The organism is Alteromonas macleodii, assembly GCF_903772925.1.
Lineage (GTDB): Bacteria > Pseudomonadota > Gammaproteobacteria > Enterobacterales > Alteromonadaceae > Alteromonas > Alteromonas macleodii_A.
Window position 1 is genome coordinate 129,544 of record NZ_LR812090.1, and the last position, 24,537, is coordinate 154,080.

The 24,537-nt window shown below is 45.7% G+C and carries 23 protein-coding genes and 1 riboswitch; of the genes, 11 read left to right on the forward strand and 12 right to left on the reverse strand.

What is annotated here, in order from left to right; translation table 11 throughout:
- Positions 1 to 136: 136 nt before the first annotated feature.
- The gene (locus PCAR9_RS00575; protein WP_179981953.1) at positions 137 to 1,363 is read right to left on the reverse strand and encodes a threonine/serine exporter family protein; all 1,227 of its coding nucleotides are present in this window, start codon (positions 1,361 to 1,363) and stop codon (positions 137 to 139) included.
- Between the two features lie 399 nt (positions 1,364 to 1,762).
- Here PCAR9_RS00575 and PCAR9_RS00580 point away from each other — a divergent pair, with 399 nt between their 5' ends.
- A complete protein-coding gene (locus PCAR9_RS00580; protein WP_179981954.1) occupies positions 1,763 to 2,359 on the forward strand; it encodes a putative adenosine monophosphate-protein transferase Fic in 597 nt (198 codons plus the stop codon).
- Here PCAR9_RS00580 and thiH read toward each other — a convergent pair.
- The 10 genes from thiH to hemC all read right to left on the reverse strand — a co-directional run bounded on the left by thiH (position 2,349) and on the right by hemC (position 13,420).
- Complete coding sequence (thiH, locus tag PCAR9_RS00585) at positions 2,349 to 3,476, reverse strand: 2-iminoacetate synthase ThiH (protein WP_179981955.1); 1,128 nt, start codon at positions 3,474 to 3,476, stop codon at positions 2,349 to 2,351. The genes PCAR9_RS00580 and thiH overlap by 11 nt on opposite strands.
- Positions 3,473 to 4,243, reverse strand: a complete 771-nt coding sequence (locus PCAR9_RS00590; RefSeq protein WP_179981956.1) for a thiazole synthase — start codon at positions 4,241 to 4,243, stop codon at positions 3,473 to 3,475. The genes thiH and PCAR9_RS00590 overlap by 4 nt, the downstream gene beginning before the upstream one ends.
- Before the next feature lies 1 nt (position 4,244).
- Positions 4,245 to 4,454, reverse strand: a complete 210-nt coding sequence (thiS, locus tag PCAR9_RS00595; RefSeq protein ID WP_179981957.1) for a sulfur carrier protein ThiS — start codon at positions 4,452 to 4,454, stop codon at positions 4,245 to 4,247.
- Positions 4,441 to 5,262: a HesA/MoeB/ThiF family protein gene (locus PCAR9_RS00600; protein ID WP_179981958.1), complete on the reverse strand. Its 822-nt coding sequence runs from the start codon at positions 5,260 to 5,262 to the stop codon at positions 4,441 to 4,443. The genes thiS and PCAR9_RS00600 overlap by 14 nt, the downstream gene beginning before the upstream one ends.
- Positions 5,255 to 6,877 carry a thiamine phosphate synthase gene (thiE, locus tag PCAR9_RS00605; protein ID WP_179981959.1) on the reverse strand — a complete coding sequence of 541 codons (1,623 nt, stop codon included), beginning with the start codon at positions 6,875 to 6,877 and terminating at the stop codon, positions 5,255 to 5,257. The genes PCAR9_RS00600 and thiE overlap by 8 nt, the downstream gene beginning before the upstream one ends.
- The gene (gene thiC / locus PCAR9_RS00610; RefSeq protein ID WP_197964231.1) at positions 6,874 to 8,784 is read right to left on the reverse strand and encodes a phosphomethylpyrimidine synthase ThiC; all 1,911 of its coding nucleotides are present in this window, start codon (positions 8,782 to 8,784) and stop codon (positions 6,874 to 6,876) included. The genes thiE and thiC overlap by 4 nt, the downstream gene beginning before the upstream one ends.
- A gap of 316 nt (positions 8,785 to 9,100) precedes the next feature.
- Positions 9,101 to 9,212: riboswitch (TPP riboswitch) on the reverse strand.
- A gap of 115 nt (positions 9,213 to 9,327) precedes the next feature.
- The gene (locus PCAR9_RS00615; protein ID WP_179981960.1) at positions 9,328 to 10,503 is read right to left on the reverse strand and encodes a heme biosynthesis HemY N-terminal domain-containing protein; all 1,176 of its coding nucleotides are present in this window, start codon (positions 10,501 to 10,503) and stop codon (positions 9,328 to 9,330) included.
- The gene (locus tag PCAR9_RS00620; RefSeq protein ID WP_179981961.1) at positions 10,500 to 11,672 is read right to left on the reverse strand and encodes a uroporphyrinogen-III C-methyltransferase; all 1,173 of its coding nucleotides are present in this window, start codon (positions 11,670 to 11,672) and stop codon (positions 10,500 to 10,502) included. Before PCAR9_RS00620 ends, PCAR9_RS00615 begins: the two co-directional genes overlap by 4 nt.
- Entirely contained in the window at positions 11,673 to 12,404 is a 732-nt protein-coding gene (locus tag PCAR9_RS00625) for a uroporphyrinogen-III synthase (RefSeq protein WP_179981962.1), read from the reverse strand.
- A gap of 77 nt (positions 12,405 to 12,481) precedes the next feature.
- Positions 12,482 to 13,420 (reverse strand): hydroxymethylbilane synthase, encoded by a 939-nt coding sequence (hemC, locus tag PCAR9_RS00630; protein ID WP_179981963.1) that lies wholly within the window; start codon positions 13,418 to 13,420, stop codon positions 12,482 to 12,484.
- Between the two features lie 198 nt (positions 13,421 to 13,618).
- On the opposite strand from hemC, the gene PCAR9_RS00635 reads away from it, so the two are divergent.
- Positions 13,619 to 14,680 carry a GGDEF domain-containing protein gene (locus PCAR9_RS00635; RefSeq protein ID WP_179981964.1) on the forward strand — a complete coding sequence of 354 codons (1,062 nt, stop codon included), beginning with the start codon at positions 13,619 to 13,621 and terminating at the stop codon, positions 14,678 to 14,680.
- 168 nt (positions 14,681 to 14,848) lie between these two features.
- Here PCAR9_RS00635 and PCAR9_RS00640 read toward each other — a convergent pair whose 3' ends face one another.
- On the reverse strand, positions 14,849 to 15,520 hold the full coding sequence (locus tag PCAR9_RS00640; RefSeq protein WP_179981965.1) for an alpha/beta hydrolase: 672 nt from the start codon (positions 15,518 to 15,520) through the stop codon (positions 14,849 to 14,851).
- Positions 15,521 to 15,800: 280 nt separating this feature from the next.
- Between PCAR9_RS00640 and gmk the strand changes: the two genes are divergently transcribed.
- From gmk to PCAR9_RS00680, 9 genes are all read left to right on the forward strand, one after another.
- On the forward strand, positions 15,801 to 16,442 hold the full coding sequence (gmk, locus tag PCAR9_RS00645; protein ID WP_179981966.1) for a guanylate kinase: 642 nt from the start codon (positions 15,801 to 15,803) through the stop codon (positions 16,440 to 16,442).
- Positions 16,443 to 16,611: 169 nt separating this feature from the next.
- Complete coding sequence (gene rpoZ, locus PCAR9_RS00650) at positions 16,612 to 16,884, forward strand: DNA-directed RNA polymerase subunit omega (RefSeq protein WP_179981967.1); 273 nt, start codon at positions 16,612 to 16,614, stop codon at positions 16,882 to 16,884.
- A 142-nt stretch (positions 16,885 to 17,026) separates the two neighbouring features.
- Positions 17,027 to 19,138, forward strand: a complete 2,112-nt coding sequence (gene spoT, locus PCAR9_RS00655; RefSeq protein WP_179981968.1) for a bifunctional GTP diphosphokinase/guanosine-3',5'-bis pyrophosphate 3'-pyrophosphohydrolase — start codon at positions 17,027 to 17,029, stop codon at positions 19,136 to 19,138.
- A 24-nt stretch (positions 19,139 to 19,162) separates the two neighbouring features.
- Positions 19,163 to 19,549, forward strand: coding sequence for a deaminase RidA (gene ridA / locus PCAR9_RS00660; protein ID WP_179981969.1), 387 nt, complete (start codon positions 19,163 to 19,165; stop codon positions 19,547 to 19,549).
- A gap of 3 nt (positions 19,550 to 19,552) precedes the next feature.
- Positions 19,553 to 20,263, forward strand: a complete 711-nt coding sequence (trmH, locus tag PCAR9_RS00665) for a tRNA (guanosine(18)-2'-O)-methyltransferase TrmH (protein WP_179981970.1) — start codon at positions 19,553 to 19,555, stop codon at positions 20,261 to 20,263.
- A 455-nt stretch (positions 20,264 to 20,718) separates the two neighbouring features.
- The gene (locus PCAR9_RS00670) at positions 20,719 to 20,943 is read left to right on the forward strand and encodes a hypothetical protein (RefSeq protein WP_179981971.1); all 225 of its coding nucleotides are present in this window, start codon (positions 20,719 to 20,721) and stop codon (positions 20,941 to 20,943) included.
- A gap of 237 nt (positions 20,944 to 21,180) precedes the next feature.
- On the forward strand, positions 21,181 to 21,309 hold the full coding sequence (locus PCAR9_RS20155) for a hypothetical protein (protein WP_269475033.1): 129 nt from the start codon (positions 21,181 to 21,183) through the stop codon (positions 21,307 to 21,309).
- A gap of 361 nt (positions 21,310 to 21,670) precedes the next feature.
- On the forward strand, positions 21,671 to 23,743 hold the full coding sequence (gene recG / locus PCAR9_RS00675) for an ATP-dependent DNA helicase RecG (RefSeq protein ID WP_179985113.1): 2,073 nt from the start codon (positions 21,671 to 21,673) through the stop codon (positions 23,741 to 23,743).
- Entirely contained in the window at positions 23,736 to 24,536 is an 801-nt protein-coding gene (locus tag PCAR9_RS00680) for a class I SAM-dependent methyltransferase (RefSeq protein WP_179981972.1), read from the forward strand. The genes recG and PCAR9_RS00680 overlap by 8 nt, the downstream gene beginning before the upstream one ends.
- The last annotated feature ends 1 nt before the right edge of the window (position 24,537 follow it).

Genomic DNA, 24,537 nt, shown 5'->3' on the forward strand with positions numbered 1-24,537 from the left:
CATTACACTGACTTTGTTTAGGCTGTCTTTGATTGCGCTGTTTTTGTCTACCCTGGCTTGAAGGAATCTTGCATTCAAAAGGCAGCGTTATAGCGCAACATAAGCTTAGTTCTTTCTGGCTGCCCAAAACGTGTTGTTACAGTGCTTTTTTGGTAGGCACCACTACGTTAGCAAAGATTAACCCCGCCACTAGCGACATAAAGATGAGAAACACTTCTTGACCTAAATGATCGGCTTTTACAAAGTCTTGGCCGGTCATAAACGAGTTCAAGCCAATATAGGTTTTAGACCCCGGCACCAGCACAATAAGCCCGTGCATTGCAACAATGGTGGCGGGCTGATCGGCAATGCGGGTGAATGCATTAGCAAAAATGCCTAAGGCAAATGCACCTACAAACGCACCAAGACCAGGGCTCATGTAATCAGAGCTCCATGCGGTAGCGCTATAAGCAATAAACGCAGCTGCCAGTGCCCACGGAATGTGTTTAACTCGGGTTCTGAAAATGGCAACTAGTGCAATACATAGTAAAAATACCGCCAGCCAGGTAGCCCAATAAGGCAGGGATTCAGCAGGGGTATACACGTTTTCACCAAACACACTAAAACCTACCGAAACACCTAAGAATGCACCGAAATACAGTTTAAATAACTGCATAATGGCGTCCATTGTACGGGCCGTACCCGACACCATATTGCGAGATGAAAGCTCTGCAAGGCCCATAGTCAGCGCAAGCCCCGGCACAAATACAATGACCGACGAAAGTACAACTAGCGGAATATTGATACCTGGGTCAACGTACTGACCAATGGCGCAGGCAAGAATGCCGCCTACAAATGCGGTAACAGGCTCTAGCATTAGGTTTACGCGCTTCGAACGTTCTGCCCATAACGTCCACAGGTAGGCCACAATTCCCAGCGCAGCAGACCAACCTATTTCGCTCCAGCTTGCACCCATTAGCATAGCGAATGCGCCGGTGGCCATGGCAAATGCCGTACCGGTAGATAATTTACCGTAGGGGCTGCCCATCGCATCTATTTCATTTAGGCGCTTATCGGCTTCAGCTAGCGAAAGGTTTCCCGATAGTAGCTCGCTGGCTAATTCATCGGTTAGCGACAGCGCATTCATATCTAAATCGCCTGGCTGTAATCGCGCCGAGTGGTTGTATTCGTCTTCGTGACGGTCGCTCCAGATAACAAAAGTAAGCGAGGTTGGAGTAGAGATAAAAGAGGCATGTACGCCTAAATACTCTGCCACGTCGCCTAAGTAGGCCTCTAGCCGAAATGCAGGCGTACCGTATTTGTGAAGCATTTTTCCAAGCTTCACAATAAATTTTCGAATTTGAATAAATTCAAAAGTATCCAACGCCAATTCCTTAACTTCTGATAAATGTAATATGGGATAAATAAGACGAAAAAGCCAGACGTTTAAAAATAGCGTCTGGCTAAAATTTGGGCGGATTCTACGGAGGGTTTTACACGAAAGCAAAACAAATTTTTTATTTGTTTTGCCCTAAAAAAACTAATGTTCTTTCACAAACTAAAAGCTTGGAATCAACATCAAAAATAGCTATTTATACTGGAACGAGGTAGGATTGTTAGTTATAGGAGGTGTATATGGCACATACTGTTTCAAAAAATAGTAACCACCGGAAAGAGAGGTTTTCTCCTAATATTCAAAACTACGAGGTAAGTCTTAGTTATGAAGGTTTGGAGTTAAAGAAAACCAATGAGCGCAAGACTATTGTCGATTTAAAGCGAAAATATGCGAGATAAATATGGCGTAGAACAGGATAAATATTGCTATCCTGGTTCGGATGTTCTGAAGAATTTATTGAATATTCGTAACGCCGAACTTTTATCTGAAGCAGAAACAGAGCTTACAGCTGAACGTTATAGAACTTATCATTCACCAGTAGAGAGTCTTACGGACTTCAGCCTAAATCATCTTTCGTACTTACATAGATATCTGTTTCAAGATATCTATGATTGGGCTGGAAACCTTAGAGATGTAGATATTTCCAAAGGAAATACGCGCTTTTGCACATGGACGCGTATAAAACCAGAGGCAAATAAGCTCCTCAAAGGCGTATCTCAATTAGAAGGTTTAGCAACCAAACAAGAACTAGTTAAAGAAATAGCTAACTTGTTTTGCGAGTTAAATATTATTCATCCTTTTAGAGAGGGAAATGGTAGAGTACAGCGATTCTTTTTTGAAGAATTACTATTTGTTCTGGGGTATGACATCAACTGGCCTAAGATTTCTCAGAATGCTTGGATAGAAGCTAACATTGCTGGTGTCCACCTTGACTTGTCGCCTTTAGAAAAAATTTTTACGGAAGCTTTGTCGGCTAGAGCCTAAATTGCATCCAATCCTTCCAAACAGGCTCTAGTCCTTTACTTGCAATCGCGTTTACCACTTCTGGCACCGAGCGACTATCATCAATATCAAACTGATTTAATGCCTGCGAGGGCTCGCTATAGCCACCCGGTTGAGTTTGAGATGCAGCACTCATTGATGTTATCCCAAGCGGCATTACGCCGTCTCTAAACGCAGCCGACTCGCGGGTTGATAGGGATAATTCCGCTTGCGGGTTGAACAAGCGGTGGGCGCAAATTAGCTGCAGCAAGTCTCGCTCATTTGGCAGCTTACTGTTGGTGAGCGCATTACCGCCAGTGTTGTTGCCTTCACAGCTTCGAAGGCGCGGAAAGGCAATAGATACACGGCTTTGCCAATAATGCTGCTGGATTAATTTGCCGTGAAGGGCGGTCATAGCGCTATCAACCCGCCAATCACCTAAACCAAGTAGCGCACCTATGCCTATTTTATCTATACCTGCTTTCCCAATACGGTCGCTGGCTTCCAGTCGCCATAAAAAATCCTGTTTCTTACCTCGGGTATGGTAGTTGGCGTATTGCTGCGGCGAATAAGTTTCTTGATACACTAAAACAGCATCTAAACCTTGGTGTTTTAGGGTTTCGTATTGCTCTTTCTTTAATGGCTGTACCTCCATCATAAGGTAGCTTACCTTGTCGCGAATGGCGCTGAGGGTTTGCTCGAAATAGTCCATGCCCACTTTGGTTTCGTGTTCGCCAGTAACCAGCAACACCTGAGAAAAGCCCATATCCTTAATAGCTTCGATTTCGGTAAGCACTTCACTTATAGATAGGGTCTTGCGCTTTATTTTGTTACTCATGGTAAAGCCGCAATAGGTACATTCGTTGGCACACAGGTTCGACAGGTACAAAGGCACAAATAGTTGCATGGTATTGCCAAACCGGTGACGGGTGAGTGCCTGCGCGCGACTTGCCATTGCTTCCAAGTAATGTGAGCCGGCAGGCGAGATAAGCGCCATAAAATCGTCTAACGAAAGTGTATTTGCATTTAACGCTCGCTCTACATCGCTCGCGGTTTTACTGTTAATTGACATAGCTAGATGAGCTAAGTCTTGCTGTATTAGCGCTTGTGCTACCTTCATACCGCTGGCTCCAAAAAGGCGGTAAGCGGGCTAGAGGCCTGCGCCAAAACAGATGTTGCACCAAGCCCTGCTTCAAATGCTTTTCGGCCTGTTTCTACAGCGTTTGCAAAGGCCTCTGCCATGGCTACAGGGTTTTGGGCAGTGGCAATAGCCGTATTCACCAACACCGCATCTACGCCCAGTTCCATTGCCGCCATGGCTTCACTAGGCTTGCCAATACCTGCATCTACAATGACCGGAATAGACGCTTGTTCAACAATAATTTGCAAGAAAGGCTTAGTTTGTAAGCCCTGATTGCTACCAATGGGTGCACCTAACGGCATAACAGCGGCGCAGCCCACTTCTTCTAGGCGTTTACACAAAACGGGGTCTGCGCCACAGTAAGGCAGTACGTTAAACCCTTTTTTTACCAAAGCTTCGGCGGCCTGAAGAGTTTCGATTGGGTCGGGCAGCAGGTAGCGCTGGTCGGGATGAATTTCCAACTTTATCCATGGGCTACCTAGCGCTTCATAAGAAAGTTCTGCGGCAAATATCGCTTCTTGGGCATTTTTAGCCCCCGATGTGTTAGGCAGCAGGGTAACTCCTAACTCTCGAAGCGCCTTTAGCGTTTCGTCTTGCCCGCTATTACTCGCCACGCGCTTCATTGCTAGGGTTACAATGTTACTTTGTGCAGCGGCCACTGCGTCTTTCATAGTGGTGGCGTTGCTGAACTTTCCTGTACCGGTTAAAAGACGTGATGAAAAAGTGTGGTTTGCAAGCGTTAGCATATTAGCCTCCTGCAACTAGGGTGAAGATATCAACGGTGTCGTTGTCTTTAAGATAAGTGGTCGACCATTCTTTTTTACTCACTATGGCCGCATTTCTAGCAATGGCGGTACCGTCGTCATTCAGTTGTTTAAGGGCAATTAACTCGCTAAGTGAGATGGGCGAGATCACGTTCATAGGTTGATTGTTTACGTTTACTTTAATTTGCGTCATTGCAAACCTCGCAAGTAGAAGAGGGGGGTAATGCAAAGCTTTGTAGCGAACCTAGGCCTGCATTCCCAGTTAGGTAGTGCCCCCACTTAATGTCGGCTTGGAATCCTTTTGCTAAAAACAACAAAGCTTGTGTTGCCTGATGGCAAGCGGCCATACCAACAACAGGGCCAAGTACGCCTTTGCTCAAACAGTCTTCACGCACGGACACCTTATTTACTAGGCACTCGTAACAACCGCAGGAGTTCGAATTTTGCGGCAAATTAAGTGCTTGCCATGTAAGGCCGCTAGCGGCCGCAATAAAAAGCGGAATAGAGGCGCGATAGGTGGCCGCATTGATCTGCCGTCTTACCGCAATGTTGTCGGTGCAATCCAGTACACAGGTGGCAGATGAAATTAAGGTTGGTAAGTTATTACTATCAGCAAACTTACTTTTAAACTGAATGTTTAAGTTAGAGTCAACTTTGCGAAGTTCGTTATACAGCGACTTAGCTTTAAGTTCACCTAAGTGCATTTCGTTGTAGCTAACCTGGCGCTGTAAGTTACTGATATCGACAGTGTCACCGTCTATCAAGGTAATATTGCCAACACCTGCGCCAGCTAAATAGCGGGCTGTTAAGCTTCCTAGGCCGCCTAACCCAACAACCACAGTGTGTGCGTTTGCTAAATTAAGCTGGCCGTCTTGGTCGATACAGTCGAGCAAGAGCTGCCTGCTGTAACGCTGTATATCTTGTTGCGCAAGTTGGGGGCTAAAGCCATTAGCCTTATTGATTGAGCCATTAGCGGCATGAGGTGGTGATTGACTAAGCAAAACCCGCCTCCTGTGCCAGCGCTTGGTATGCTTGCAGCGGATGCTTCGCATGAGTAATGGCACTAACCACGGCAATACCGTCAACCTTGGTTTTAGCCACGTCACTTATACGCGATAAGTTAATACCGCCAATGGCAACGGTGGGTATGCCTTCGCACAGCTTCACATATTTTGCCAAGCGCTCTACACCCTGGGGTTTAGACGGCATGTCTTTAGTATTGGTTGGAAAGATATGGCCAAGGGCAATGTAAGAAGGGTTTAGTGCGCGAACCCGCTGAATCTCAGCGAATCCATGAGTTGAAATGCCCAGTCTTAGTCCGGCACTGCGAATAGCGTTTAAATCTGCAGTGTCGAGATCTTCTTGACCTAGATGTACGCCATAAGCCCCAAGCTCTATGGCTAACTCCCAATAGTCGTTAATAAATAACTGACAGTTGGTGTGTTCCACTAACTCAATGGCCTCTTTTATCTGTTGGCGAATGTCTTGTGGTGACCCTTCCTTCACCCTTAGCTGAATGATTTTTACACCCGTTGGCCAAAGCCTCGCTATCCACTGAACGCTATCTACTACGGGGTATATGCCTAGGTTCGTATGAGTGAGTGTAGGGAAGTGAGCTATATTACCTTGCACACTTTCTGAGGGGAGGTCGCTCTTCGACAAAGTCTCTAGGCACAAATCTTTATTGTAAAAAACAGCGCTACCTTGGTGAAAATTTACCTTTGGAAAACTTGCGGCGTGTGTGGGGAAACCGTTAGTTCGTGGGAAGTACGTGGGCAAATCAGCCCCATTATTATGCGCCTTAGCGCCGTCCGTATCAGGCTCGCAAAGGGTCTTTCGCCTTACTTCACACACATAGGCATTAGCTAGGGTGAGCGCATCTTCAATGCAATAGTCGTTAACAAAAAAAGCCGCAATCGCACTAGCTAACATGCAGCCAGTGCCCCGAAGTTTACCGTTATTGATTATCGGCTGACTAAAGTGAAGGGTGTGCGAGGCGCAAACAAAGGTATCATATACCTTTGTTTGCCACTCGGCGTGGCCGCCTTTAACGTAAACACTCTTTGCCCCTTTTCCAATAAGCCGGTTTATTGCTGACGCTAAGCTGGTATCGTCGTTTACCGGCAAATTAGACAGCCAAGCGAGCTCGTCGATATTTGGGGTAACCAAATCAACCGTGTTCAACAACTCATCAACAACGCTTTCAGTTAAGTCGCTTAACATACCGCCAGATGAAGAAGCCTGCACAGGGTCCCATATCACAAACGGGCGAGGCTTTATTAACGACTGAATACGTGCGCAAAGTAAAAGCGCTTGCTCATCGCTTGCGATAGCGCCAATTTTAATAGCGCGTGGCGGCGTATCTTCGTATAGTACTTGCCACTGCTGGTTTAACGCAGATGCACTCACACTGTCTTTACTAAGCAGTTGCTGGTTTGATTGCACAGTAATTTGTGTGGTGAGCACACAGGCATGAGCGCTTAAATCGGCAAGCGTGATGGCGTCGCGGGTTATACCCGCGCCACCACTTGAGTCAACGCCGCCTATGCACCATACCACCGGCAACCTAACGCTAGGCGGCTCTAGTACGGGTTTGGTTAGGTGGCTGTTTGTCATGGCAACTCTACCTTGCTATCGGCAGTGTGATAAAGCTGAGCACCCGACTGATTAAACGCATCAGCCATGTCTTTCATGCCTTTCTCTTTCTCGAGCTCTTGGGTTTCAGCTTGTTTAGCGACATCACGTACTTCTTGAGAAATTTTCATGCTGCAGAATTTTGGGCCGCACATAGAGCAAAAGTGCGCAACTTTGCCAGAGGCCTGCGGCAAGGTTTCATCGTGATAAGCGCGAGCAGTATGAGGGTCTAATGCTAGGTTAAACTGATCTTCCCATCTAAACTCGAAGCGCGCTTTCGACATAGCATTGTCGCGTATTTGCGCGCCGGGGTGGCCCTTCGCCAGGTCGGCAGCGTGCGCCGCTATTTTGTAGGTGATAAGCCCCTGTTTAACGTCTTCTTTGTTAGGTAAACCCAAATGCTCTTTAGGCGTTACGTAGCACAGCATTGCGCATCCGTACCAACCAATCATGGCGGCGCCAATACCTGAGGTAAAGTGATCGTAGCCAGGTGCAATGTCTGTGGTAAGTGGGCCAAGGGTATAAAACGGCGCTTCGTGACAGTGCTTAAGCTGCTCTTCCATGTTCACTTTAATCATGTGCATTGGCACATGCCCTGGGCCTTCAATCATTACCTGAACATCGTATTCCCAGGCTATTTTGGTCAGCTCACCAAGGGTACGTAACTCAGAGAATTGCGCATCGTCGTTGGCATCGGCCACGCTACCAGGGCGCAAGCCATCACCTAGCGACAATGCTACATCGTATTTCGCGCAAATTTCGCAGATATCATGGAAGTGTTCATACAAAAAGCTTTGCTGGTGGTGACTCAAACACCACTTCGCCATGATTGAACCACCGCGCGATACAATGCCAGTAACTCGCTTTGCGGTAAGGTGAACGTATTCAAGCAACACGCCTGCGTGAATGGTGAAGTAATCCACACCTTGCTCAGCTTGTTCGATAAGCGTGTCTTTAAACATCTCCCAGGTTAAATCTTCGGCTACGCCATTCACTTTTTCTAGCGCTTGGTAAATAGGTACGGTGCCAAGAGGTACCGGGCTATTTCGCAGCAGCCACTCGCGGGTTTCGTGAATATTTCTACCGGTAGATAAGTCCATGATGGTATCGGCGCCCCAGCGCGTTGACCACACCAGCTTTTCTACCTCTTCTTCGATTGACGAGGTAACTGCCGAATTACCAATATTCGCGTTAATTTTCACCAAGAAGTTGCGGCCGATAATCATTGGCTCTAGTTCGGGGTGATTAATATTACATGGAATGATGGCGCGGCCTGCGGCTACTTCTTGGCGAACAAATTCAGGCGTGATGGTATCGGGCAAATTCGCGCCAAAGTGCTCTCCTTTATGCTGCTGCGTTAGCTCCGCATCTTTAATGGCTTGACGGCCCATGTTTTCACGAATGGCAATGTATTCCATTTCAGGGGTAACAATGCCTTGTCTTGCGTAGTGAAGCTGGGTGACGTTCTTGCCCGCTTTCGCTTTTAACGGTTTGCGGCTGCGAATAAAGCGAAAATCTTCAGTAAAGATGTCGTTTTCACGCTCTTTCGCGAAGCTTGATGAAACGCCTTCAAGCTCAACGGTATCGCTGCGCTCTTCAATCCACTTTTGGCGAAGTGGGCTTAAGCCTTTGTGAACATCAATATTTTCTAGCGGATCGCCGTAGGGCCCTGAGGTGTCATACACCGGAATAGGTGGGTTTGGCTCTAAGATAGGGTTTTCTTCGGTGCCACCGACTAGGCTGTCATGCTGGTGGATAAGGCGCATGGCCACTCGGATATCGTCGCGGCTGCCACACTCGTAGTGGCGCGTTGAATTGGGGTAAGCTTCGCCCGCTAGTTCATTAATGAATTGCTGAGCTTGTTGGCGTTGTTCGCGTCTGTTCGACATAGCATTTTACCTTGTAAATTTAGGTTCTAAAAATGCTTGTCAGGAGTGAAGGAGAATACAGTGTGTAAGTGTTTGAAGGGCGGAACCTTCTACTGTAGCGAGGTTGAAAGTAAAGGAGCTAAGAATGAGCCCGTTAATGTTTACTGTCGTTTGCTCTTAAGGCCTTAAGCAATTTACTTTGAGTTAGAAATTACATCATTGAAATTTGATGCTTTATCTCAAAGTTAACGCTCGGTACCCGTTATGAAAGTGACAAACAAACCACTAAGTAATCTAACCTTGCTTCACAATGCCAAACTGTTGCTTAACATCGTGCACATTGTATTTTCTTGTTCCCTTCGCAGGTACTAGCCTGATCAGGTTCTACGGATCCCACTTTCGCGGTCTCAGCTTACTGGGTTACCAGTGAAGCACTCCGACAAGTTGTTTGTTTCAATTCGGGCTGTTTTTTGTTGAAGTAGCCCGAATTGAGAATTCCCTTTTACTATATCTTCAACTTTAGTTGGATTACAAGTACTACCAGAAAGCTAAACGAATATTCATTTAGCTAGCTAGTTGCTGTCCTTCTTTGTAAAGCTGAAGGGCGGTGGCTGTGTCTTGCTTGCGTTCACTAATGGCAGATAGCAGCAATAAGTCTTCTTTGCGCGACTCCATTTTGGTAGCTTTAAGCAAGGCTTTTTCAGCTAACACATCATCGCCCGAGTTGAACGCCACTTGGCCTAGCGTGGAATAAAGCTCAACGTTCTCTTCGTCTTGCTTTATCCAGCTTTCAAGTAAACGTAATGATGGTGATGCATCAGGAATATTAAGCTGCGTAAACAGCGGGAATAGCGCGCTGTTCGGCCCACGTTTTTGCCATTCAACCAGCAAGTTCTGTGCATCGGCATGCATACCTTGGTCAAGTAACTGTTGCACGTAAGCAGCGCGATAAGCGTCGTCGTGACGTAATTTACGAGGCAGGGTGTCCCAGTATGATTTAAGCTCAACGGCACCTTGCTTACTGGCAATTTCTGCAAACTTACCTTTAGCAATACGCTGGCTCCACGTGGTGTAGTCAGCTTTAGGCAAGGCTTTACGCCAACCCGATAAATTCTCTTGAAGCACCTGCCACTTACCTAACTTGGCAAGAATTTGCGCTTTTAGCTGCACAACCTGCTTGTTGTCACGATCTTGCTCGTCTAGTTCGTTAAGCTTTTCGAGTGCCGCCTCAAACTTTTCTTCAGCTACATCAATGCGTGCATGCATTACCGTTGCGGCTACTTTCGCTTTCGGAAAATCAGTGGCCTGAACCAGAAAATATCGGGCTTTGGCTAGGTCGTCGTTGGCAAACGCAATCTGCGCTGAAGCCAAATAGTTTACTCCTTCAAAATCACCATTGGTGGTTTTGCCTAATGCTTTTTGTGCCGAATCAAAATCACCTGCGGCCATGGCGTGCAAGCCATCGTAAAATGCGCGCTTGCGCTTGCGTTCACCTAAAGTGCCGAACCATTTATGTGAGCCTGTAATTAAGCTTAACGCCCACAAAACAAAACGGGATAACACATACCAGGCAATAACGGCACCAATGACCAAAATACAAAAGCTGATCACGGTCATTTCAATAGCTGTGCTGCCTAGAGAAATAAGTACGTAACCTTTATCGCCAAGTATCATTGGACCAACAATAAGCGCAACAACGAATGCGGCTAATACCGCAAGGGCAATAGCTAACCATTTCATAGTGCACTTGCTCCTTGTCCAAACACCTGCTTAACACGGCTATCCAGTAAACGCTCTAGCGGTTTTTGTGACGCTAGCTCTGTAGGAATTGGGCGTGAAATATCGGTGGCAATCAGGTTTTGTAGTGCGTCAACAAAGCCGGTTACCTGACTTTTCTCTGTGTCGTACTTTTCAATAAGCAGCGTTTGTGCATATTGAAGCGATTGACTGTAAAGCCCCGCATCGCCTTGAAGCGCGGCAGTTTGAGCGTGCATAAGCTGCAGACGAAGCTGCTCTTTTGCCAAGAACTGTGCTTCTAATGACAGTACGGGCTCAACCGGGCCTTCAATAGTTTTAACGGTAAGAAAATCATTTACCAACGAACGCCACACCTTCGCAAGGTTGTCCTGCCAGTCGTCAGCCGACTCTGACAAGGTGGTGTCTTCTGCGTTAGCATCTTCAGGCTTTTCGAAGGTATCCAATGGCAACTTGTCGATTTGCGCAATCATGCCAGTAAGGGCAAGCGCTACTGAGCTTTGTGACACAGGGTTTAGCTGCTGTAGTGTTTGAATATCTTCAGCTAGGTTAGCGCGAACGGGTAGTACCGACGGGTCAGCCAAAGACTTTAAGCGCTTATCTGCATTGACCAATAGCAAAATTGCTGTGCGAACATCGTTTTCCAGCCAAAGCTTTCTACCCGCCATACGAACTAAATAGTCAGCTTCTGCAATTAGCCAGTCGGCTGGGCGGCGACCTTCCATATTATTAAGCTGTTGAAGGGTAGACTCGGCCTGTAAGCTAAGTTTCTCGTTCTCAGACTTAAGTTCATCGACCGTATCTTGTAAGGCTTTATTCGTTCGCGACACGTCTTCTAGCGACGCTAAGATGTCGCTACGTTCTCGTTCTATATTGTTTAACTTTGCCGTGTTGCTTTGCTGTGTGTTGGCGGAATCTGCGCTAGCCGACTGTTGCTGCATATAATACCAATAGCCCGCGCCAGCCATGCCTATTACGGCTAAGAACAAAATGATTACAACGAACCATAGCAGGCCATTGCCTGATGATTTCTTTTTCTTAGCTCCAGATTCAGTCGATTCACTCTGCGTGGCAGAAGACTCAATTACTTCTTTTTCAGCTTCCACTTTTACGAGTTCCTCTTTTTGTGGGCTATTTTCATTATTGTTGGCCATTCAATACTCCCAGTTATCCTTTACCCAGGCGATGAGTGCCTGATCGGTGGCTCGCTGACAAACCGCTACCTCTTTAACACCTTTACTGTTAAGGGTTTGGGCGACTCGGTCACTCACTGTTAACCATTTAAAGGCTAACAAAGCGTTACCAAATTGTTCTATCAGTTGCAGTGCCATTGCTTCGCTTGTAGCGATAATGCCGCTAACTTCGCCCATTTTCCAACGTTTTGTGTAAACTGGGCGTGTAAGTTGCTCCCTTTTATAAACGCAAAAGCTATTTACTAAAATACCTTTTTCGTCTAATCCTTTTGCTATGGCTTCTCGTCCACCTTCACCTTTAATAATAACGACATGCTTACAGTTTGCCTCATTAAGCTGATGCATTGCCAGTATACCTTCGGATGTATGGACCTTTGGAGTAACAACGTTCGCCGAAGAAAACGTTTCAAGGCCTGCCTGCAGTTTGCGCGCAGTGGCATCGCCAACAGCAATAATTAAAGGGAGTGGGGAGGCTATGTCACGCAGCCCCGAAATAACACTATTCACAGCGTATACGCTGGTAACAATAATTGCGTTTACTGTATTTGAAGCTAAATATTCTGCTGCGGCTTTTCGTTCAGACGAGATATCAATAATGTCAGAGGTGGCTACCCCTACCGCTTTAATGCCCGCTTGCTCGAAAGCCGAAGCACTCGCTTTTAATTTTGGCAGTGGGCGCGTGAACAGAAGCATATTATCGAACTCTCATCCTTTTAAGTTTGCTGCGCATTTCTATGTGCGCAGAAATGCGCGCTTCTTTTACGTATAACTTAGTTATAAAGTGCTTTAAGAATTTCCCCGGCACCTTGCTCTAATAGCGCTTCCGCTACTTCAACACCTATGTCTGCGGCTTTTTCGCGTGACGCAGTAGCAGACGCAAACAGCAGCTCAGAGCCATCTGGTTTTCCAACCATACCAGTTAAGGTTAGTACGTCGCCGTCTAGGGTAGCAAAACTACCAATAGGTACTTGGCAGCCGCCTTCCAATCTCTCATTCATGGCGCGCTCTGCGGTAACACGGGTATTGGTATCGGTATGATTTAACGCTTGTAGCAAGTTAATTAGCTCTTCGTCGTCGTTACGGCATTCAATACCTACTGCACCTTGGCCTACAGCCGGCAGCGAAATGTCGGCAGGCAACGGCATACGAATACGAGATTCCATTTCAAGACGAATAAGGCCAGCGGAAGCTAGGATAATGGCGTCGTATTCACCCGCATCTAGCTTTGCTAATCGCGTGTTCACATTACCGCGTAAATCTTTAATGATGAGATCTGGACGATATTTGCGAACTTGGCACTGTCTGCGAAGGCTAGATGTGCCGACAACTGCTCCTTGTGGCAACGCATCTAGGCTATCGTGGTCATTAGAAACAAAGGCATCAAACGGGTTTTCGCGTTCACAAATAGCGTGTAAACCAAAACCTTCAGGAAACTCTACTGGGACGTCTTTCATTGAGTGAACCGCGATATCAGCACGGCCTTCCAACATGGCTATTTCAAGTTCTTTAATGAACAGTCCTTTACCGCCAATTTTCGCCAATGGCGTATCTAAAATTTTATCGCCCTGCGTACTCATAGGCACAAGCTCAACGGTCATTGATGGATAGTGCTCCATTAATTTTGCCTTCACATACTCTGCTTGCCAAAGCGCTAGCGCGCTTTTTCTAGTAGCAATTCGAACGGTGCGGGTAGTGTTGAGGTGACTCATGGCTATTCCAAACTCTGTAAAAAAAAGAAACTTAAACGCTGTAACACAACGTTATACGAGATACTTCGTAGTATACGCATTTTCTGGGTTAATGTTTGAAATTAGGCGCAGTTTTCTACTTGGTTTTTGTGCAAATATACGTCTATGCTGTAGTTGGACGAAGTGTCTGCTTATAAATTTGGGGAGTAGAGTTGTTAGATGGACAACACGCCAATTGGACAATTACTAAGAAACGCGCAACAAGACGAAGCTGAAGTAAAAAGACGCAAACTGACGTTGTATTTCATTTCCTATGTTGGTGGCACCATAATCGCATTTATGGCGTGGCTCAATTTTGGTACCAATAACCCATTGTTGGTTAGTGTATTAGCTACATCTGCCACCGTTATTTACCTCAACGTTGCGCTTTCACATATTTTCCCCAAAAGTGATGTGTTTTATTATTTCGCAGGGCTTATTGTTCTTTTTACCATCAATGCCTTGGTTTATACCGGCGGGCTGAACAACACGGGCTTGTACTTCATATTTCCACTACTTTTTATTCAAATAATAGTGGTGCGATTTAAACCCGCTATGCTCTATGTTGCAGTCACCATAGGGTTGTCGATTTATATGCTGTATAACCAAGACGCTATTGTTGCAAAATACCCTGATGAGCATGTTTCACGATTTTTAATTGCGACATTCTGTTTTATTTGCGTTGCTTTTATTGGAGAAAATTTCTGGCACAAAAGCCGAAAAGAAATGCTGCGTGAAAACTTAGAGCGCATGAAGCAAGCTAACACAGACCCGCTAACCAAATTACCAAATAGACGTTTTTTAGAAACCGTCTTTTTTGAACGTGCCATGAAAGACCCTGGCGCCTATTTCCCTCTTACAACAGTGGTTGTCGATATAGACCATTTCAAGAAGATTAACGACACCTATGGTCATGATATTGGTGATGAGGTGCTAATCCACTTCACTAGCATTATCAAAGGTGCTGTTAGAGCATCTGACATTGTTGCGCGTACCGGCGGAGAAGAGTTCTTGGTACTCTTTCCTCTAGCGCCTTTGAGCCAAGGCGTAAAACTTGCGGAAAAAATGAGAAAGGTTGTTGAAGAAAATCCATTTATAGAAGGGGATATCAATCACAACATTACCGCCAGTTTTGGCGTGGCTACCGCGCTTACTGACGACAAACTGCACGCTAGCTTAAAGCACGCTGATGATAATCTCTATAAAGCTAAAAATGGGGGGAGAAACCGCGTTGCAGAATAGAGGGATGTTTGAAACGTCCTGTTTGGAATCTTAATGCAAAGTATGGACGCAACGCGTGAATATAACGGTAATAACCACAAAGGTGCTCGACATAGTGTGGTAATTAGATAAGTGTGATAATTCGCTTTTTTATAGCTAACTATCACACTGAATAATGCTTCGTGAAACTTAGTTTAGAACTTTCTGAAGCCAATCACTGATATCGCTTAGCTCATCCATACATACATTATGCTGCATGTTGTAGGTTTGCCATGTGGCTTTAAAACCGTTTTCGTTTAACGTTTTAAATGCCGCATTGCCCATGAATACGGGTACCACTTCGTCCTGCTCGCCGTGCGCCATCATAATAGGCGTTTCACGATTTGTGTCTGTTGCCTCACTTGCAAGTAGCGATGGCTCACTCATATAAGTTGATAGTGCAATAACGCCAGCAAACTTACGGGCATATCGAGGTGCTAGATGAAGTGCAATTACCCCGCCTTGAGAAAACCCAGCAAGTACTATGCGTTCGCTAGGAATACCACTTTCAATTTGCGCTTCAATAAGTGCTTCTACTTGGGCAGCTGATTCTTTTACGCCTTCTAAATCGGCACGGCTTTCAAAGTCCAGTGATTTGATGTCGTACCATGCACGCATACGCATTCCACCGTTAATGGTTACGGGGCGTTCAGGTGCATGGGGGAATAGAAATTTGACGGCCATTGATTCAGGAAGCTTTAGTTCAGGCACGATAGGCGCAAAACCGTGGCCTGAATCGCCTAGACCGTGTAGCCAGATAACGCAGGCATCAGGCGTAGTGGATGGGTTTATCTCTACGCACGGCAGAAGTTGCTGAGTCATTCTTTGTTTCCTAATTTTGTTGTTACCCTATTACCAATGGTTATCCTTTCTCACGGGCAATCTCTGTCTTTTCCAAAAAAAGCGTGGGGTCAGAGTACTTTTTCTACCACCATCATCTTTAGAAAATTATTATTGTTATTTATTTTGCTAACACCGGTCTGCGACTAAAGAGTATGCACCATCAATGGATAAACCAGATAATCGCAGTTACGGCGCAATGGCTTCATATGCTATCATTGCCACTTGAAATAACCACATTTTGATAGAATTTTAATATCCTATGGCTTCACTACTCGGCAATTTATTTATTCTTGCTGCTCCTTCAGGAGCAGGAAAATCAAGCCTTATCAAGGCACTAATGGAAAAGTATGAAGGCAATGCAGCCACGCCTATGCAGGTGTCTGTATCTCATACCACGCGTCAACCGCGTCCGGGTGAAGTCGACGGAGTGCATTATCATTTTGTAAGCCGAGAGCAGTTTGAAGCGCTTATCGAACAGGGCGTGTTCTTTGAGTATGCGGAAGTGTTTGGCAATTATTACGGCACCTCCCGCGTGACTATCGAGCAAACACTGCATCGCGGTATTGATGTGTTTTTAGATATTGATTGGCAGGGTGCTCGCCAAGTCAAAAAGCTTATGCCAGACACATGTGGTATTTTCATTCTTCCACCCTCACTCGATGTATTAGAACAGCGCTTAAACAACCGCGGCCAAGATAGTGAAGAAGTGATTGCAGGGCGTATGGCACAAGCAGTAGCAGAGATGTCTCACTTTAGTGAATTTGATAGCGTGATCATTAACGATGATTTTGCGACTGCATTGAGTGACTTAGAAGCCATTGTGACAGCGCAGCGTTTGCGTACAGTAAAACAGCAAATGCGTCATCAAGTGCTATTGGACGAACTGCTCGGTAGCGCGTAAGCTTAACCGAACAATAAGTGTTTTGTTTTAATTTACAGCGATCGCTGCATATTTCGTACGATCTGACTGCTTCAAATTCAAACAAAATGCTAGGATCGCGCTACGTATCTGTGTATACTACGCGGCCGTTTTTTGAATAACTTGCTCAACCTAATTTTCGGAGAAATACATGGCTCGCGTAACTGTAGAAGATGCCGTAGATAAAATTGGTAACCGCTTTGACCTAGTGCTTGTTGCTGCACGCCGTGCACGTCAAATTGCCACTGAAGGCAAAGATCCTATGGTTGACGTTCAAAACGACAAGCCAACTGTTACAGCACTTCGCGAAATCGAAGAAGGTCTTGTAACTGCATCGACACTTGAACAAGCAGAACTTCAAGCACAAGAGCAGCAAGAACACGCTGAATTTGCATCAGTAGCAAATATTCTATCTGATCAATAAGACCTCTTTTTAACGGTTTTATCGATATTTTGGCGCCAGTGCTTTGAAAAAAGCACTGGCGCTTTACTTTTGGTGTATTGGCTTATTGCACAATTAAACGTATTCTTAGGGTTGTAACGTTAGATAAGGGTCACGCTCCACTGTGTATTTGTTTGAAGGTTTAAAGCAGAAAGTTTTAGAGTATTTGCCAGCAGAGCGCGTACAGCTGGTCCAGGAATCTTTTGTGCTAGCCCAAGAAGCGCACGATGGACAAATGCGCTCAAGTGGCGACCCGTACATTACTCACCCTGTCGCGGTTGCGGGTATTCTTGCCGACATGCACCTTGATCACGAAACGATCATGGCGGCGCTTCTTCACGATGTTATTGAAGATACCCATTACAGCAAAGAAGATTTAGCTGAAGCGTTTGGTGAGACCGTTGCCGAATTGGTAGAAGGGGTTAGTAAGCTAGATAAGCTTGCCTTTAGCACTAAACAAGAAGCGCAAGCGGAAAACTTCCGCAAAATGATGATGGCCATGGTGCAAGACATCAGGGTTATTCTTATTAAACTTGCCGACCGCACGCACAATATGCGCACGCTGGGCTCGCTTCGACCAGATAAGCGCCGTCGCATAGCTCGCGAAACGCTAGAAATATATGCACCTATTGCCCACCGTTTGGGTATTCACGATATTAAAAATGAGCTTGAAGACTTAGGTTTCCAAGCCATGTACCCCATGCGTCATCGCGCATTAAAATCTGCCGTGCGTCAGGCACGTGGCAATCGTAAAGAAATCATCGAGAATATTCGCGAAGAGCTTAACACGCGCCTTGATGCCTACGAGATAGAATCTGATGTATTAGGCCGCGAGAAGCACCTGTATTCCATTTACCGAAAAATGAAAAACAAAGAACTCATGTTCAACGAGGTAATGGATATCTATGCTTTTCGTATAGTCGTTAAATCCGTAGACAGCTGCTATCGCGCGCTTGGCGCTATGCATGGTTTATACAAGCCAATTGAAAACCGCTTTAAAGACTATATCGCTATACCTCGTACTAACGGCTATCAGTCGTTGCACACGTCATTAATTGGTCCTCATGGTATTCCTGTTGAAATTCAAATTCGTACTCAGGAAATGGACCAAATGGCGGATAAAGGGGTAGCGGCCCACTGGCTTTATAAAGAGCCTGGTGATAACGGCACTACTGCACAGCTACGTGCGCGCAAGTGGATGCAAAGCTTGCTTGAGCTACAACAATCGGCCAGTTCATCGTTTGAATTCATCGAGTCGGTTAAGACTGACCTGTTTCCTGACGAAATTTATGTATTCACCCCAGATGGCCGAATCATTGAATTACCTATGGGCGCAACCGCTGTAGATTTTGCCTACGCGGTACACTCTGATGTAGGTAATACCTGTGTAGGTGTGCGCGTTGAGCGCAGAAATTTCAGCTTGAGTAAGCCCCTTGAAAACGGTCAAACCGTGGAAATTATTACCTCGCCGAAAGCGAAGCCGAATGCGAACTGGCTAAACTTTGTAGTGAGTGCCCGCGCGCGTACCCGTATTCGTCAGTATCTGCGTAAACAGCATTCTCAAGAAGCGGTGAACATGGGTAACCGTCTACTGCGTCATGCCTTAGGTAGCGTAAAACTAGACGATATTCCAAACGAAGATATTGAACGTGTGGTGGCCGAAACCAAGCATGCTAATTTTGACGATTTGTTAGTAGATATTGGCCTTGGTAACGAGCTAAGTGCAATTGTAGCGCGCCGTTTATTAGGTGAGAGCACAACAGACTTATCAGATAAGAAAGGTAATGTAGCTATTCGCGGCACAGAAGGCCTGCTTGTTCACTATTCTCGCTGTTGCCACCCCATTCCTGACGATGAAATTGTAGCAGTATTGAGCCCCGGCCGCGGTATGACCATTCACCAAATTGGCTGCAACAATATTCGTAAGCTTACCCGTGAAGAGCCGCAGCGCGTCTTGCCTATGCAATGGGACGACAACCCTCAGGGTGAGTTCAAAGCGTCTCTGCGTATAGAACTGATAAACCATCAGGGCACGCTGGCAACATTAACGAACACTATTTCAGGGTGCGATTCCAACATCATTGGTCTGCAAACTGAAGAAAAAGAGAGTAATATCTACTTTATCGACCTAGAACTTACCACGCACAACCGTGTGCACTTGGCGCGCGTAATGAAGAAGATTCGCACCATGCCGGAAGTTCAAAAAGTGTCTCGTCATAGTCAATCACGACACTAATTACTACAAAATTTAGGAACTACTATGTCTAAGTCTATTATTCAGACCGATAAGGCACCTGCTGCTATTGGTACTTATAGCCAAGCGGTTAAAGCTGGCACTACCGTTTATCTTTCGGGGCAAATTCCTCTTGTTGCTGAAACTATGGAAATGGTTTCTAACGACTTTGAAGCGCAAGCAGTACAAGTTTTTGAGAACATTAAAGCGGTGTGTGACGCTGCTGGCGGCACCACAAACGACTTAGTGAAAGTGAACATCTTTCTTATTGACCTAGGTCACTTTGCAACGGTTAATGAAATTATGAGCCGTTACTTCAATAAGCCTTACCCAGCGCGCGCTGCCGTTCAGGTGTCTGCATTGCCTAAAGGTGCACAAATTGAAATTGATGGTGTAATGGAGCTGCCGGAGTAAGCCATGTCACCTGAGCGTTACCAGCGCATTAGAGATGTGTTGGAAAAAAGACAAACCGATTTAACGGTATGCCTTGAAAATGTGCACAAGCCTCATAATGTTTCGGCAATAGTAAGAACTTGTGACGCCGTAGGCATTCATCGTGTTCACACCGTGTGGGAAAAGAAATACCAGTTTCGCCGTGGTACGGCTATGGGCAGCCAGCAATGGGTGCGTCAAACCAACCACGATGGTATTAGCGATGCGATGGCTGAGTTAAAAGGCCAAGGCATGCAGGTGTTGGTTACCCATTTGTCTGACACCGCGGTAGATTTTCGCGATGTCGATTACACCAAACCTACCGCAATTTTGTTTGGTCAGGAAAAGTATGGTGCTTCTGATGAGGCGAAAGCCATTGCCGATCAAGACATCGTTATTCCCATGATGGGTATGGTGCAGTCGCTAAATGTATCGGTAGCCGCAGCTCTGGTTCTTTATGAAGCACAGCGCCAACGCACTATTGCGGGTATGTACAATACACAGCAGTTGCCGGAAGAAGAATGTCAGGCTTTGGCATTTCAAAACGGTTATCCTCGCTTGTACAAACTATGCCAGCGCAAAGGTTTGCCACTGCCTGCTATTAACGCTATAGGTGAAGTGGATGCTGACGATAGCTGGTGGAAAGAAATGCAGATCACTAAAGCGGAATTCTCTTTATGGGATGCTAACGAATAGCAAATATTCGACTTTGAACAAATGAACTTTTTGCTAACGCTATGCTAAGTCGGATTATCGATACTTTGGTATCTGTGAGACTTTCTATTAATTGATAATATTTTAGTGTAAGAAGTATGTTGCCCCTTTCTGCAAGCCTTTATGTCTCGACATCAAGTCACTTATTTCTAAGTATATTATTTGAATAATATTTTCATAACTATCATTTCTATCTTATTGATAACTATATTTTTGTGTTTCTTTGTGATGTAAAAATTGTTTTTTTATCAATTTGACAATTGATGCTTACATAAAGAATCTAATATGGCCTTCACATGATGGCGGCTTTCAACTTGATTGAAGATTGTGGAATCTATTCAGCTATCTGGCTCAGAGCACCATTTTGTTCCATTTTGAAACGTAATGTGAAAGGCAATAGATGTTTGTTTTATGTAATCAATAAATAAGGAATCATTATGATCGAAATTAATAAAAGAGAAACTGAAGAAGTTAGCGCAGGATTTGCTCCTCCTACTAATATTCACCCAGGAATGAAAGCTAACATAGCTGTGACTTCTTTTAGGGGATTAGGTCTGGTTGGAGCATCTTTCGCGGCCGGTTTCGCTGCTGGTGGTTGGCTTGCAGCAAATACAGGTATTGACGAGTGGCTTGCCGATAAAGCATGGACCTATTTCCGTTAGGTAGTCCAACTCGGAAATAAGTTGGCTATTTTCCATCAAACGTCAGACGATAGTTGGACGAGTTCACTATCTTCTGCCAACTCAGGATAATAAAGAATGAAAAAAAGTATCAAGATAATAGCTTCGTCGATTTGTTTTGTTTTTTCTATTTTTATGTGGGAGGCCTTAGAGTATGGATGGGCATTAATCTTTCTGGGCATGAGTATCAATATGTTTTTTTTAAAGAAAAAACTTTTTATGAAAAAGTTACAGAGTGTTAATGACTTGCGTTCGACAGAGCATTACAGCAATGTTGAATCGGCACTAATCGCCACCATGGCAGATTTCATGATTTTGGCGGGCGTTGTCTTAGTCTTCTTATTATGAACCTGCAATGTACTCCAAACTATGCTATCTCATGCTATGGTGTAAATTCGTAGGTGGCAACCGCAGACTGACCGTAAATTATTAATGTTTATGCCATCAAGATTAATTAAGCAGAAATAAATCGATTCTTGAATCAATTGATGTTTTTAATAGAGGGTAATTTGTTGAAATCCAGAGCACGCGAGGTCAATCGATATTGGCAATTATTATTTTGTTATCAACGTCAAAAACTGGCCTAAAGCGTACTCGCCAACCTCTCAACAATCCTTTACACTTCTTTTCCTATAACATGTTGAATAACACCAGCTTGTGCCTTTTCAAAGGTTAAGTCATTTATGTTTCAAAAGAAGGATGTCGCTTGATGCAAGCACTGGCCACTACACCCATAACTGCGCTTAAAGGCGTGGGCGCAAAGGTGGCAGAAAAACTTAATAAAATAGGCTTGTTTACCCTTCAAGATATACTGTTTCACCTTCCTCATCGCTACGAAGACAGAACCCGTATTTACAGCGTGGCTGAGTGCCGACCGTTTACCCATGTAAGCGTGCAGGGCGAGGTGATGAGCGCCGACATTCAGTACGGCAAAAAACGCATGCTGGTGGTAAAGCTAAGTGATGGCACAGGTACTATAACCCTAAGGTTTTTCCACTTTGGTGCCGTTCAGCGGTCAATTATGACGCCGGGAAACACTGTGCGCTGTTTCGGTGAAGTGCGTACTGGCAAGTGGGGCATTGAAATGATGCACCCCGAATTTAAGCTAGTGGACGAAGACGCGCCACCTACAGAAGAATCATTGACGCCAGTTTACCCAACCACAGACGGTGTTAAGCAGTTAACCCTACGTAATCTAACCGACCAGGCCTTAAAACTTCTAGATAAAGGCGCGCTGGCCGACCTACTGCCCGACGGCATTTATGATGACCAAATTAGCCTTAACGAGGCGCTTCATTTGGTGCATCGCCCGCCACCAGATGTAGACGTACACGAAATGGAAGAGGGGCTGCATCCAGCTCAATATCGATTAATTCTTGAAGAGTTGTTGTCACATCACCTAAGCGTATTGAAAGTACGCAAGCTATCTGACGCACAGCCCGGTATTCCTATTAAGGTGAATCAGCCGCTTATCGATAAAATGCTCGCTCAACTGCCATTCTCACCAACCGGCGCGCAGGCAAGAGTAGTAGAAGATATTCAAAAAGATATGCAGCATGCGCGGCCTATGATGCGCCTTGTACAAGGTGACGTGGGCTCGGGCAAAACCCTAGTTGCGGCATTGGCTGCACTATCAGCCATTGGGGCTGGCCACCAGGTGGCGTTAATGGCTCCCACTGAGCTATTGGCTGAACAACACGCGAATAACTTTCGTGGCTGGTTAGAACCACTAGGTATTGAGGTAGGCTGGCTTGCAGGAAAACTTAAAGGTAAAGCCCGTAACGAAGTATTAGCGCGCTTAGAAGCTGGCGATATCCAAATGTTGGTGGGTACTCACGCTATTTTCCAGGAAAGTGTGAGTTACCAGCAGCTAGCACTGGTTATCGTAGATGAGCAGCACCGTTTTGGCGTGCATCAGCGCTTGGCCCTTCGAGATAAGGGCGAACAGCAAGGTCGCTACCCTCACCAGTTGATCATGACGGCAACGCCTATTCCAAGAACGCTGGCCATGACAGCTTATGCCGACCTAGATACCTCGGTCATAGACGAATTGCCACCGGGCAGAACGCCAGTACAAACCGTTGTGCTACCAGACACGCGCAGGGCCGATGTGATAGAACGCGTGCGTCAGGCTTGTAAAGATAATGGCAGACAGGCTTATTGGGTATGTACGCTTATTGATGAGTCGGAAGTATTGGAGTGTCAGGCCGCTGAAGATGCCGCAGTTACCCTGCGTACCGCATTGCCAGACTTACAAGTTGGTTTGGTACACGGGCGGTTAAAGCCCGCTGAAAAAGCGCAGGTTATGGCCGACTTTAAAGACGGTAAACTGGATTTACTAGTAGCGACTACGGTTATTGAGGTAGGCGTAGATGTGCCGAATGCCAGCATTATGATTATTGAAAATCCAGAACGATTGGGGTTAGCACAGCTTCACCAGCTTAGAGGCCGAGTTGGTAGGGGGGCGGTAGAAAGTCAGTGTGTACTTATGTACCAAAGCCCGCTATCGAAAACCGCTACTCAGCGACTAGGCGTATTGCGTGAGTCTAATGACGGATTCTACATTGCACAGCGCGATTTAGAAATTCGTGGCCCAGGTGAATTTATGGGGACGAAACAAACCGGAATGGCAGAGCTTAAAATAGCAGATTTGGTTCGCGATGCTGCACTTATTCCAAAAGTCCAAGAAATTGCCTATACCCTTTGGGATAAATACCCGTCTCATGCCCAAGCCATCATTAATAGATGGATAGGGCATAAGGAGCAATACGGTCATGCTTAAAAGTGTGCCTTTGATTGATTGCGATAACGGCGACAGCGCTAAAGCAAATAGCGAAGATGCTGGGCTAATTAGCGCAATCAGCGAAAAATGGGGCTTTCCTGTTGTTAGTAGCAGTGAAAAGCCCGTCGAAGGCTTGTACTTACAGGTACAAAATGGTGTGCTGGGCCTTGCTGACGCAGGCGAGAAAAAAGTAAACCCGGTAGAGGTAGATTTTGCTTCGCCAGCGAGTTTGTACCGTAAACAGCACGGCGGTGGGCGCAAAGAGCCTATTGTTAAAGCGATTGGCCTTAAAGGTAATGAAGCGTGGCATGTGGTAGATGCAACGCCAGGGCTTGGGCGTGATGCCTTTGTGTTGGTTAGCGTGGGCTGCAGGGTCACTATGATTGAACGCTCGCCTGTGGTGGCCGCCTTACTTGAAGACGGTATTCGCAGATTAGCACTTAGTTTTCCAGAACTTGCAGCTAAAATGTCGCTTCAACATGGAAATAGCGCTGAGGTAATGCAATACTTCACTGGTGAGAATGTGAACGCTATTTATCTAGATCCCATGTTCCCACATAAAAAGAAGTCAGCCTTGGTGAAAAAGGAAATGCGGCTGTTTCAGCAACTGCTTGGTCATGACCCAGACGCAGATGCGCTGTTACCGCCAGCACTCAAGCTAGCTACGCACCGGGTAGTGGTTAAACGCCCAAACAGTGCAGATGTGCTGGCAGGAATAAAAGCATCAATGGCTATTGAAAGCAAAAAACACAGATTTGATGTGTATTTGTGTCGAAAAAATCTAGGAGAGTAGC

Excerpts from the sequence above, each read along its gene's own strand:
- PCAR9_RS00590 (WP_179981956.1), bottom strand. The coding sequence starts at position 4,243 with ATGCTAACGCTTGCAAACCACACTTTTTCATCACGTCTTTTAACCGGT.
- PCAR9_RS00615 (WP_179981960.1), bottom strand. The coding sequence starts at position 10,503 with ATGAAATGGTTAGCTATTGCCCTTGCGGTATTAGCCGCATTCGTTGTT.
- PCAR9_RS00680 (WP_179981972.1), top strand. The coding sequence starts at position 23,736 with ATGCTTAAAAGTGTGCCTTTGATTGATTGCGATAACGGCGACAGCGCT.
- PCAR9_RS00640 (WP_179981965.1), bottom strand. The coding sequence starts at position 15,520 with ATGACTCAGCAACTTCTGCCGTGCGTAGAGATAAACCCATCCACTACG.
- rpoZ (WP_179981967.1), top strand. The coding sequence starts at position 16,612 with ATGGCTCGCGTAACTGTAGAAGATGCCGTAGATAAAATTGGTAACCGC.
- PCAR9_RS00580 (WP_179981954.1), top strand. The coding sequence starts at position 1,763 with ATGCGAGATAAATATGGCGTAGAACAGGATAAATATTGCTATCCTGGT.
- PCAR9_RS20155 (WP_269475033.1), top strand. The coding sequence starts at position 21,181 with ATGAAAAAGTTACAGAGTGTTAATGACTTGCGTTCGACAGAGCATTAC.
- PCAR9_RS00670 (WP_179981971.1), top strand. The coding sequence starts at position 20,719 with ATGATCGAAATTAATAAAAGAGAAACTGAAGAAGTTAGCGCAGGATTT.
- thiH (WP_179981955.1), bottom strand. The coding sequence starts at position 3,476 with ATGAAGGTAGCACAAGCGCTAATACAGCAAGACTTAGCTCATCTAGCT.
- ridA (WP_179981969.1), top strand. The coding sequence starts at position 19,163 with ATGTCTAAGTCTATTATTCAGACCGATAAGGCACCTGCTGCTATTGGT.
- PCAR9_RS00620 (WP_179981961.1), bottom strand. The coding sequence starts at position 11,672 with ATGGCCAACAATAATGAAAATAGCCCACAAAAAGAGGAACTCGTAAAA.
- thiS (WP_179981957.1), bottom strand. The coding sequence starts at position 4,454 with ATGACGCAAATTAAAGTAAACGTAAACAATCAACCTATGAACGTGATC.
- hemC (WP_179981963.1), bottom strand. The coding sequence starts at position 13,420 with ATGAGTCACCTCAACACTACCCGCACCGTTCGAATTGCTACTAGAAAA.
- gmk (WP_179981966.1), top strand. The coding sequence starts at position 15,801 with ATGGCTTCACTACTCGGCAATTTATTTATTCTTGCTGCTCCTTCAGGA.
- thiE (WP_179981959.1), bottom strand. The coding sequence starts at position 6,877 with ATGACAAACAGCCACCTAACCAAACCCGTACTAGAGCCGCCTAGCGTT.
- trmH (WP_179981970.1), top strand. The coding sequence starts at position 19,553 with ATGTCACCTGAGCGTTACCAGCGCATTAGAGATGTGTTGGAAAAAAGA.
- PCAR9_RS00635 (WP_179981964.1), top strand. The coding sequence starts at position 13,619 with ATGGACAACACGCCAATTGGACAATTACTAAGAAACGCGCAACAAGAC.
- recG (WP_179985113.1), top strand. The coding sequence starts at position 21,671 with ATGCAAGCACTGGCCACTACACCCATAACTGCGCTTAAAGGCGTGGGC.
- thiC (WP_197964231.1), bottom strand. The coding sequence starts at position 8,784 with ATGTCGAACAGACGCGAACAACGCCAACAAGCTCAGCAATTCATTAAT.
- PCAR9_RS00625 (WP_179981962.1), bottom strand. The coding sequence starts at position 12,404 with ATGCTTCTGTTCACGCGCCCACTGCCAAAATTAAAAGCGAGTGCTTCG.